This window comes from Paenibacillus alginolyticus DSM 5050 = NBRC 15375, assembly GCF_000422905.1.
Taxonomy (GTDB): domain Bacteria; phylum Bacillota; class Bacilli; order Paenibacillales; family NBRC-103111; genus Paenibacillus_E; species Paenibacillus_E alginolyticus.
The window spans coordinates 1-10,595 of record NZ_AUGY01000150.1 but is presented as its reverse complement, the minus strand read 5'-3'; the positions used below and the strand labels follow the sequence as shown (position 1 = coordinate 10,595).

General features: G+C 39.5%; 12 protein-coding genes. 9 read left to right on the top strand and 3 right to left on the bottom strand.

The annotated features are described in order from the left end of the window. Positions 1 to 113: 113 nt before the first annotated feature. The 9 genes from G519_RS0135880 (at position 114) to G519_RS0135835 (ending at position 8,760) form a co-directional block, all read left to right on the top strand. Entirely contained in the window at positions 114 to 1,913 is a 1,800-nt protein-coding gene (locus tag G519_RS0135880; protein ID WP_029198696.1) for an ABC transporter ATP-binding protein, read from the top strand. Between the two features lie 82 nt (positions 1,914 to 1,995). Further along, positions 1,996 to 3,438 carry a sensor histidine kinase gene (locus G519_RS0135875; RefSeq protein WP_029198695.1) on the top strand — a complete coding sequence of 481 codons (1,443 nt, stop codon included), beginning with the start codon at positions 1,996 to 1,998 and terminating at the stop codon, positions 3,436 to 3,438. Positions 3,439 to 3,578: 140 nt separating this feature from the next. Continuing rightward, positions 3,579 to 3,827 carry a hypothetical protein gene (locus tag G519_RS0135870; protein WP_029198694.1) on the top strand — a complete coding sequence of 83 codons (249 nt, stop codon included), beginning with the start codon at positions 3,579 to 3,581 and terminating at the stop codon, positions 3,825 to 3,827. Positions 3,828 to 4,517: 690 nt separating this feature from the next. Beyond that, positions 4,518 to 4,649, top strand: coding sequence for a hypothetical protein (locus G519_RS53170; protein ID WP_268633672.1), 132 nt, complete (start codon positions 4,518 to 4,520; stop codon positions 4,647 to 4,649). A 670-nt stretch (positions 4,650 to 5,319) separates the two neighbouring features. After that, on the top strand, positions 5,320 to 5,943 hold the full coding sequence (locus G519_RS0135860) for a PIN domain-containing protein (protein WP_029198692.1): 624 nt from the start codon (positions 5,320 to 5,322) through the stop codon (positions 5,941 to 5,943). A gap of 36 nt (positions 5,944 to 5,979) precedes the next feature. Then, positions 5,980 to 6,270: a hypothetical protein gene (locus G519_RS0135855; RefSeq protein WP_029198691.1), complete on the top strand. Its 291-nt coding sequence runs from the start codon at positions 5,980 to 5,982 to the stop codon at positions 6,268 to 6,270. Positions 6,271 to 6,609: 339 nt separating this feature from the next. Beyond that, a complete protein-coding gene (locus G519_RS48190) occupies positions 6,610 to 8,166 on the top strand; it encodes a stalk domain-containing protein (RefSeq protein ID WP_127527710.1) in 1,557 nt (518 codons plus the stop codon). Positions 8,167 to 8,200: 34 nt separating this feature from the next. Beyond that, positions 8,201 to 8,539, top strand: coding sequence for a hypothetical protein (locus tag G519_RS0135840; RefSeq protein ID WP_029198690.1), 339 nt, complete (start codon positions 8,201 to 8,203; stop codon positions 8,537 to 8,539). Positions 8,540 to 8,607: 68 nt separating this feature from the next. Next, on the top strand, positions 8,608 to 8,760 hold the full coding sequence (locus G519_RS0135835) for a hypothetical protein (RefSeq protein WP_154669653.1): 153 nt from the start codon (positions 8,608 to 8,610) through the stop codon (positions 8,758 to 8,760). Positions 8,761 to 9,367: 607 nt separating this feature from the next. Here G519_RS0135835 and G519_RS51470 read toward each other — a convergent pair. The 3 genes from G519_RS51470 to G519_RS0135825 all read right to left on the bottom strand — a co-directional run. Beyond that, positions 9,368 to 9,556 carry a hypothetical protein gene (locus G519_RS51470; protein ID WP_084160509.1) on the bottom strand — a complete coding sequence of 63 codons (189 nt, stop codon included), beginning with the start codon at positions 9,554 to 9,556 and terminating at the stop codon, positions 9,368 to 9,370. Positions 9,557 to 9,638: 82 nt separating this feature from the next. Then, positions 9,639 to 10,211: an RNA polymerase sigma factor SigZ gene (gene sigZ, locus G519_RS0135830; RefSeq protein ID WP_029198688.1), complete on the bottom strand. Its 573-nt coding sequence runs from the start codon at positions 10,209 to 10,211 to the stop codon at positions 9,639 to 9,641. Between the two features lie 141 nt (positions 10,212 to 10,352). After that, positions 10,353 to 10,595: protein-tyrosine phosphatase family protein (locus G519_RS0135825; protein WP_029198687.1), on the bottom strand; the 243-nt coding region annotated here is incomplete at its 5' end.

The window sequence follows — 10,595 nt, the reverse complement described above, 5'->3', positions numbered from 1 at the left end:
CCGTAAAACCCCTTGATTTAGCTATGGGGATATCAGGTGCCACCCTGAATAATTTTCATTAGTTTACTTTGATCAAACATCAAAGATATTATTGTAAAATATGAGGTATATTTATGAATAAAGTTACGCTTTTTTTTTCATCTGTTCCATACATAATAAGATCAGTTTCAGTTATTCTGAGTATTTCGCCTTTTCTAGCGTTATTCCTAGTCATGTCCACACTGACCTCCTCACTCATCCCAATCGTACAAGTCTACCTAACAAAGGAAATAATAAATCTGATAACTAGTGTTTTAAGTGGTGTAGATAAAGGTAGTGAGTTATACTTTCTGTTAGTCTTCCAAGGTATAGTGGTAATTACTCTAGCTTTACTAAATGCTTCAGAACGATTGTGTGATGTAAAATTACAAAATAACTTAACGTTCCATTTCGATGAACAAACAATAAAAAAGACACTAAGTGTACCCTATGATTATTTTGAGATGCCTGAGTTTTACAACAAATTGCAAAGAGCTGCGAATGGTTCTGGGATGAGGATAGGTTCGTTATTTAATAATATATTGTCTTTAGTTAAAACAGTATTCGTTTCAGTTGGTTATGTCATTATCCTTATACACTATAACTGGATGCTATCATTTGCTATTTTTCTTCCTATGATTATAGTATTTGTTGTTAACACTAAACTGGCAGATATTAGAACAAACAAATTATATGCACAAACTGAAACAAATAGAAAAAGTAGCTATCTCGGTAACTTATTTAGAATGAAAGGCTCTGCCAAAGAGTTTAGAATATTTAATCACTCAGAATATATTATGGAAAAAAGAAGGGATCTTTACTGGAAAAGTACAATGGAAGTTTTTGTGTTAGAGAAATATTTATTAGTTATATCTGTAGTACCCATATTTCTAAGTAGTTTGACTTCAGTGTTAGCTTCAGTAGTATTAATTAAAATGGGTATAGGAAGAGGATACACGATAGGAGAATATAGCGCTTTAACTCAGCTATTACTTAGTTCACAGAACAATGGTAATTCATTATCAAGTACTCTATCAGCGATATATGAAGATAGTTTATTTGTAAAACAAGTACTTGAATTTGCTGATTTACCAGATAATATTAAGGAAGAAAACCAAGTATTTCCCGTACAATTAAAAGAAGGCATTGTAGTAAAGAACTTAACTTATAGGTATCCACAAAATTCTAATACTACTATTAATAACGTATCTTTTCACATAAATCCTGGAGAGAAAGTTGTAATTGTAGGCGATAACGGTGCAGGAAAAAGTACACTTTCTAAATGTCTAATAGGCTTACTACAACCTACAAATGGTTCAGTTCTAGTTGACGGAATTGAAGTAAATAAGATCAACAGAAAAAATTTCATTCAAAATGTCACAATTTTATTCCAAGATTTCACCAAATATAACATGTCTGTGAAAGAGAATATTGCCTTTGGAGACATGGATAAATTAAATGATGTAGCAGCTATAAATAAGGTTTTAAAGCAAACAGAGGTATACAACGATATAGGAAAGTTTCCTAAAAAGTTAGATACTGAACTTGGATCTGAGTTTTCTGAAAGTTATGATTTATCCGGTGGACAGTGGCAAAAAATTGCCCTAGCACGTGCTTTTTTGAAAAAACCCCAAATTGTTATTTTAGATGAACCAACTGCTTCCTTAGACCCCATTTCAGAACAAGAAATTTTTAATCGTTTTATGGAACTATCACATGGAAAAACAGCTATCTTCATTTCTCACCGACTAAGTACATGTGTAGATGCAGATAAAATATTAGTCATGAAGCATGGGGAGTTAATTGAACAAGGATCTCATAAAGAATTACTCAAGTTAAACGGTGAATATGCTACAATGTTCAACACTCAAGCGAAGTCCTATATTATTACTTAATTTCCATTTTTTAATGTGTGATTAATGTTTGTATGTTACTTTAACAACCATACAAACATTAAATTAGGATGTGATTGTCTACATGACTCTTAGAACAAAATTATCTTTGATGTATTCTTTAATTTTCATGATAACCCTGGTTGCTTTTGGAACCACTCTATACCTTTTTTTGCATAAATATATTTATAACGATATTAAAAAAAGTCTGGCATACGAGGTTAATTCTTTAAATCAATCAATGTCCTACGAGCTTACACTTTCCCAAACAAGTTGGAATTTATTTATCAATTTTGATGAATATGAGATGCTCCAAAAAGGATACCTTATTCAAATTACCAATTTCTCTAACGGTTTAGTCACTAAATCGAATAATTTGAAAAATATCGAGTTGCCTGTGCAAAGAAATAAGGTTCAACTTGGAAAACCTTATTTTGATAACGTCTCAATATATGGTACAACAATTCTTGTCTATACATTTCCATTGGTTTTTAAAGATAAGATTGTCGGAACTATTCAATCTGGGATAAATATTAATCAGTTTGAAAATTTCTTTAAAATTCTTCGCTTCACCCTCTATATGCTTACCTTAAGTGTAATTTTACTAACCATACTATCAGGAATATATTTTTCAAAGATATTTCTTAGTCCTATCCACTTGTTAATTCAAAAGTTAGACCAAATAAGAAGTGTAGGGGAACTCGCTGAAAGAATATATTACAATAATTCTAACGACGAAATTGGTAAACTAGCATTGGCTATTAACTCAATGTTGGATAGTCTACAAGGAAGTTATACAAAGATAAATAATTTATATATAACTCAACAAAGGTTTATCGCTGATGCTTCACATGAGTTACGGACACCTCTTACATCAATTTTAGGAAATGCACAATTATTAAAAAAAGTTTTTGAAAAAACATCGTACGATAATTTAAATAAACAAATGTTGACCGATTCACTAGAATGCATAAATGATATTGTAGAGGAATCGGATAGAATGAGAAAATTAGTAGGAGATCTACTGCATTTAGCGAGGTCTGACTCTGGAATAAACCTAGAATTAAGAAGAGTTGAATTAAAACCAGTTGTAGAGTCTGTGGTCCGTAAAGTAGATGTATTGCCTAAACGAGTGGATTGGTTCGTAAAAGATCTCCACCTTTTAAACAATATTTTTATATTGGGGAATAGCGACTACTTACAACAACTATTATTAATCTTTATAGAGAATGCTTTCAAATACACATTATCAGGAGCAGTTGAATTATATATCGAAAAAAGGGAACACTCGGTCGGAATCTGCATAAAAGATACAGGAATTGGATTAGATACTTCTGAAATCCCATATATTTTTGATCGATTTTACAGAGCAGATAATTCAAGAGGACAAATAGATGGTACTGGCTTAGGACTTTCTATAGCAAAATTTATAATTGACGAACACAAAGCCTCTGTAGACGTAACAAGTTTTAAAGGAAAAGGCTCAACCTTCACTTTATGGTTTAATGTATTTGAAGAATCAATTTAGTAATAACTTTTGAGCATCATTGGGCTAAAAGGTTAAGTTATATAAAAGAGGCTGTCTCAAATGTAACAATTATAGATGTGCGAGACAGATTCAATTGTTTAAAAGTAGTGAATATTGGATTGAAAAAGGAGCTAAGTGGCTTGTACGTACTTAGCTCCTTTGTTTTTAGGCGTCCACTGCCGCTTTCTTCAGTTAACTTTCCAATAGGTGACGGCACCGCGTCAAATGAACAGAAGGTTATCAATAGGGCGTACAACGTTAGTCCAGAAGTGAAGGTGAAGCTTGAACAGCTAGCGGTGGAGAGTAGATTGGTCACGCAAGAAGGCCCACTACCAGCGAAGCTGTCACCAGGGGAAAATTTAATTCTGAATTATGATAAAGCCCCTTGAAAATGCTGGCTCCTGCAAGGGATTTCACCTAAGTTCCGAATTTAATTTTGGAATTGGAACTTAGGTTGGCCACATCCCTATAAAACCTGATTAATTAGGCTCAAACACCGTTGAATTTTCAAATTTTGTTCCGATACACGTCATTTGCGCAACTTTTTAATTCAGTTGGCACTTGGTGACAGCTTCGCTGGTACTACCCCGAGATGGAGGAGTTTTTCGCGCTGTGTCCCTGTTCCATTTTCGGCGGGCATACGGTCCGCGATGGCATGATCGACGGGCTGGTACCTATCCGTGAAATTCGTTTGCCGGGGTGGTATAACGTGGAAAACGTCATGGCTGCCTTGACCGCCGTGCGGGGGACACGGACGAGGCAATCCTAGAGACAGTGCGCACCTTCGTCGGCGTGGAGCACCGAAACCAATGGTTGGCAACTGTGGGCGGCGTGCATTATTACAATAACTCCATCGGCTCTAGCCCCGCCCGTACCGTCGCCACGCTGCACGCGCACACGGGCCGAGTGTTGCTGATCGCCGACGGGCGAGATAAGAAGGTACCGTTTGACGAGATGGCCCGACTGCTGCCCGATCATGTCAAGGTGTTGCTGTTGATAGGCGAAGCAGCCAGTCAAATCGAGGCTGCGGCGTGCCGAGCTGCCCACCCATTGTCCGCTGCGAAGGCCTGGCAGAGGCAGTGGCACAGGCTCATAAGCTGGCTACACCGGGCGACACTGTGCTGCTGAGCCCTGCTTGCACTGCGTTTGACCAATACCGCAACTTTGAAAAGCGTGGGCGTCACTTTGCAGAGCTGGTCGGTGTGCTGTAACGGTCGAAGGAAAAGGATTGAGCAAGAAATGGGCTTGCCGGGAAAACCTGATTGGCCTGATGTATTTCCATTTCAAAGATCGTTCTTAAGAGGAACTGATTGAATTGATCATTACGCTAACTGGGAAACGATAATTAAAAATTAAGGGTTCCACATATTAGTCATGTACAATATGTGGAACCCTTTATGTTATTTGACTTTCTTAAATTTAGGTCTTGATAAACCATGCTAATACTTTATTTTCAGTCTAACACTTTATTTTCTTCGATACCCCGTGGGAATCGTACAGCTGTGTCCCCTTTCATTCTGTCTGTTTACCAATAGGGACGAGTGGACAAGTGGACCTGAGCTAGTGGGGGTTTATAGCTGGTATGGTGGAAGAAAGGAGGAGGAGGGGAGTTGTAGTATAAAATGTCGCTGATTTCCTTAAAACTGAGAATAATAAATACTTGTAATATTGATCTGATCATGTTATTTTATTGGTAATTAAATACAACACAGGCAGAAGCACTGCTTATTCCTCAATTGGGTGGGATAAGTACGTGCTTTTTTTGATTTCAAAAAGGAGGTGAGATCTGTGAAGAGGATTTCAGAGTCCTAATTTGGGTGGGGCGGGAGTAGAGGGATCGAGAGGTATACGGTAAAATAGATGTAGAAAGGGGAGTCTAGTATGCCCGATATTTCTTTGTTTTCCGCCGCATGGCGTTTGATCGCATTATTAGTTGTACTAAAAATCATCCTGCTTACTTGGGAGCTCTCATTCTTTATTCCACGCATGCCTCGGCAAACCAATAATCTTTTGCCGCCGGATATGTCTGATACGAAGAAGTCATTTTCCTCCAACATGGTTTACGATGTTTTGGCAACTTACTTGGAGACAGGACATTCGCTCGCGGTTGATGCCCCGTTCTTATTGAAGTACCATGATCAGATTTTTAACTATCTGCACCTCATTTTCCAAAATAGCGGAGGGAAGTTGCTGATAAGCGAGCCGGTAATGAAGGAGCTTCAAGAACTCAGGACAAAACCGCACTCTGGAATTGCAGCTAATACCCTGATTGAAAGCATTCGTGATGCGCAATTAAATTACCCAAAACGTCTGGAGATCAAACCTGTTGATGAGATGCAGCTGACCGTTTTCGGAATTGACGGGAAATCAAAGGCGGAGCGGGAAATTGCACCTTATGTATTGGCCCAACACTACCGGCTCACCAATGTTGTGCTGATGTCTCAAGACCAGGAGAAACGAAACAGAGCTTTAAGATTAGGCTTGATGCTTCACCCTTTTTCTTGACCAAAATTCGCAACTCATAGGAGAGGATGAAATAAAATGAAAAAGTATTTGCTGATGTTTGTTGATTCGAAAGATGGTGTTTTAGGCGATATGTTCACGCTCGGGGAAATGGAATACCCGTATGAGTTGAAAACGGGTGATGTCATCGTAGCGGACGAAGAAATTTTCGAGAAAATCCGTAGCCACTTTCCGGCCGTCAAATCGAATCAGTATTGGGTGGGCAGCGTCCATCATTTTGCCAACCTCGGGTCGAATACCAGTGTTCCCCGTGTTTATTTGGTCAAAGAAAAGGCTGCAGTCAAAGGATTACTCCCCTCCCAAAAATAAACTTCCATCGATCTGCAACAAATTCTATAGAAAACGGAAATGAAAAAGGCTCCTATTCTTAACACTTCCTGAAATATTGTTTCGTTGTTATAATAAGAGAAATACATAGTCGAATAATTCGTGACGAAGCACGTACACGTTCCAATGGGACAGGTACGTGTTTTTTGCGTTGGAGGAGGGAAAACATTGAAACGAATTGCCGTGCTCGCAGCGGGGATCGCAGTTATTGCGGCAAGTTATACGGTTTATATGCCGACTGGCGGAGCGGGAGAAGCTACCAAACAATTGGTGAGTATATGAAAATCAGCATCTCTAGAAAAAGCAGCTACCGAACAACCGGTGAGTATCGCAAAATCAGCATCGCTAGAAAAGGTAGTTACAGTCAACTCCAGAACGACTAAACTCCAGACCGCCGTGATAAATACGAAATCAGGGACGCAGCATTACGCCCTTGAAAAGGTCGATATCCCGATGTATTTGGATGGGAAGCGGGTGAATCTGCTGAAGCCATCGGTCATTATGAATGGATCCACCTTGGTCCCGCTCCGATCCGTCTTTGAGGCGATGGGGATTACGGTAAATTGGGACGCGGATAACCAAGCAGTTATCGCTGAAAAAGCAGGGACCCGCCTGACAATGAAACCAGGGGATAATACGGCGAAGCTGAACGATAAAACAATGGAGATGGAAACGTCCGGCCAGATCATCGAGGGAAGCACGTATGTCCCGCTCCGATTTGTGGGTGAAAGCTTCAGTGCGCTTATCGGTTACGACCAGAATACCCGAACAATTTCGATCAGTACAAAATCATATCAAAAAGCGACGGTAACATACCTGCCTGATGGGGACACGTTGGATGCCCGCTTCGAAAATGGCGACACTCGGAGAATCCGCCTTATTGGGGTCAATACCACTGAGTCCACTAAGGAAGCCGGGATCGAGCCGGGCGGGAAGGCGGCATCCGCATACTCCAAGAGTCGATTGCTTGGCCAGACGGTCTACGTGACTCGTGACAAGACGGATGATCCTTATGGCAGAATGTTGGCGTATGTTCACCTCGAAAATGGGGAATTTTTCAATGCTACCCTTGTCTCAGAGGGCTATGCCCGCGTTATGACGATTGCACCGAACACAATCTGGTCGTCTTATTTCGATAGCCTGCAGGATGCTGCAAAGAAAGAAAAGCGGCGTATCTGGAATCCTAATATGTATGCAGATTTGGAACCTGCAGTCGCAAGCAAAGTAATTAAGGACTTAGCTGAAGCGGGAATTAATAAAACGGCATCCCAGTTGGCAACACCTACAACAGAAGGTGAATTCGCGAAGCTCCTCCTCTTGACTCTGTATCCGGAAGCGCGGTTATTGATGACGGGATATAAGATATACGAAATCAGTAAGGACGAGAACACACAACGGATCATTCAAGCACTGATGAATAAAGAGTCAAATGGCGAGTTGTTGAATAACGAACAGATGCACAGCCTGATTTTGCTCGCACTCGGCTTGGAGGAGGATTCATTTGCTGCGAAGACACTTGATAATTTGGGTCTCATGCCTAACCTGGACCGCCCCGTAACCGTTGGGGAGGCAGCCGGGATTATTCAGAAAATAAAGGTGTTTGTACCGTCGATCGGTGAGTTCGAGCAGAAAATGGGAGCGATAAATCCGGATATCAGAGGAAGCGTAGACGGCGTCTTGAGCGGGTTTTCGGATATGAATCTAACTGATAAAGCAAAAGATGCCAGTGGATGGATAAAAGACAAAACAAGCGGCCTATTCGGGAAGAATCCGACAGATGAAGAAGCGAAGCAAGCCGAAGAAAGCGCGAAACAGAAGGCCGCTGATATAACAAAGCAGATAGCAGAAGATGCATTCAGAATATTTGACCATAAATAAGCCAAACAGGATATGTCCGGAAAGGGGTAGACATGTGGACACAGTACTAAAGGTCATCGTCTGGATGGGAGCCTGCTACTTAATATGGGGACACCTGCTATCTTGGAAGTGGCTCATTGAAGCGCGAATCAAATGCGTGGATTCTCGGGATCATGTGTGGTTTGAATTTTTGAATTCATTGCAAGGCATCGTGAGCTTCACGATACTGGCCACATTGTTCTGGATGCCGGCCATTGTTTCAAACGTTATAAGCAAGCGCCGTAAAAGGAATAAGACGAGTAGGAAGTTCACAATGACTTGGGTTCAGTCGTTCCAAAAAGCCCTTGAACTGTACCAGCAGCTTCAGGCATGGAGAAGGAATGACATCGAATAGGAACTGAGACTTTAAAGGAGCAGCTTCTTGGAACCATTGAAATGGCGAAAAAGGTGGGTAATAAGTTAATGAGTGATAAGGAAGAATCTATTTTTAAAGTTGGAGAAGGTATTAATTGGGGATCGGTTATTTTAGGTTCAATTGGATTAATTGGTCTTATAGTACAGATTTCAACAAATGAAAAAAGAGATAATTCAAATGTCTACTCGGTAAATAATTAGACTTTCACCCAATAAACGAAACAGCGGCAGCCATGGACGAATTTAAAGTCCTATACTGCAGTTGTTTTATTAAACTAATGATCACCGTTAGTCAAAGTTCTGGTTTAAATTTATATCCATCTTAGAAAAGAATTATTGACCATCTCAACATTGTTCTTTTCTGCCCATTAACTAAATCTGCGATGCCTCTTTCTTCAACCTTTGAAAACCTAAAACACATATTCAGAGCTCCTACATAGGAGGATTAGAGTGAGAAGAAAGAAATGTATCGCTTGAAACCGTAGAGAAAATTATCAAAGCTTTGAAAATGTCTCAATCTGAGTTCTTTCAATTTAATGAAATTGGTAATTCAAGTGAAATGGCAAAAAACGAGTTTCTAGAAGTTTTCACGTCCGAACTACAAACTAGAAGTTTGGATGATTTACGAAAGTTTTACGAGATTTACAAACTTATTTACAAATAGCAACAACCCACCGAAATGTTCAGTGGGTTGTTATTCTTTCTAATATGAGAATGATTTAGTCAAAGTTGGTGGTAACTGAATTTAATGAAAGAAAACAAATGGTGCCGCGAATGATTACTGCCATTTGTTTTCTAAATATAATTGCTAACAACAGGAACTGGAAGCAGACTTTGTAACAGTTGAATTCGAATCACAACCACAACCATCCTGTCCAGCGGCCTTCGCATTTGCATCTTCTGAACAACATGCGTTTATCTCATTTGGTGCAGGTCCACCACAACAGCTTTCGCTTTTAAAATTGCCTTGTTCGTTCATATTATTTTTTTTGCTCATATTCTTTTCCTCCCTATTGATTAAAGTGTGTTACATATCTGTAGACGCACGATAATTCGTAAGGACGCAATTCATTTTTTATCTAGTTACAACAATCCGATGTACTACATTTGGTTTTGTTGTTATTTCGAGAAGTGTAATCAATGATATTACCTAGCCGGTCAAACTCGAAATTACAACAATTAAGCAAGAGCTCTTTTAATTTCTCCCTGCCACGCTGCACTCTAGATTTTGCTCCAGAAAAAGAAATACCTAGTTGCTCACTTAGTTGTTTTTGAGTGTAGTCACCTAACTCAGTGAGTTCTAGAGCATGCTTATAATTATTGGAGAGCTGCCCAACCATTGGTCTAATACAAGATGCTATTTCCTTAATAGCCTCATTTAGATCCTCAGTTTCCTCAAAAGGTAAATCTATTGGCAATTCAGCCTTCAGTTGGAATTGTTCTTTTCTGTAGTAATCAATAATGCTATTTCGAGTAATTTGATATATCCAAGATTGCAGTTTCTGATCATCCTTTAATGTATCTAAGTTAGCGTGTATTTTTATAAAGACATTCTGTAGAATGTCGTCAGCATCATGCTCACTTTTTACCCGTTTAATAATGAAATTCCGCAAAGGACTATAAAATGATCTCCATACTTCCTCGGTGTTCATACTCTTCCCTCCAGAATTGTTTTATTACAGAGACGTACGAATTTGCAAATGGATTCACTTTTTCGAGAAAATTTTATATCCTTTAAAAATAATATAGGCCCCGGTAGCAAAAATATTGCCAGGGGGCCGAATCAATCTAGGTTACATGTTAAATAATTTCTCAAGCGCCTCACGTTGAGGCTGTTTAATACTAACAACAGGGCGAATGCTTTGCACCAATTTCTCAGCTTCTTCGATGGTTCGGCTTTTACCTAAGGCTAACAGTGTGCCAATGGCCACTGCGCCTGTTCGACCTTTTCCACCACCGCAATGGAACCCAACCTTTTTACCGCCTCTATAAGCCTCTACAACGTGATTAATGGCTTGTTGGAATAGTTGGTCCTG

Bases quoted from the DNA above. Each gene is read 5' to 3' on its own strand.
- sigZ (WP_029198688.1), bottom strand. From the start codon at position 10,211: ATGAACACCGAGGAAGTATGGAGATCATTTTATAGTCCTTTGCGGAAT.
- G519_RS0135875 (WP_029198695.1), top strand. From the start codon at position 1,996: ATGACTCTTAGAACAAAATTATCTTTGATGTATTCTTTAATTTTCATG.
- G519_RS0135860 (WP_029198692.1), top strand. From the start codon at position 5,320: ATGCCCGATATTTCTTTGTTTTCCGCCGCATGGCGTTTGATCGCATTA.
- G519_RS51470 (WP_084160509.1), bottom strand. From the start codon at position 9,556: ATGAGCAAAAAAAATAATATGAACGAACAAGGCAATTTTAAAAGCGAA.
- G519_RS0135835 (WP_154669653.1), top strand. From the start codon at position 8,608: ATGAGTGATAAGGAAGAATCTATTTTTAAAGTTGGAGAAGGTATTAAT.
- G519_RS0135880 (WP_029198696.1), top strand. From the start codon at position 114: ATGAATAAAGTTACGCTTTTTTTTTCATCTGTTCCATACATAATAAGA.
- G519_RS0135855 (WP_029198691.1), top strand. From the start codon at position 5,980: ATGAAAAAGTATTTGCTGATGTTTGTTGATTCGAAAGATGGTGTTTTA.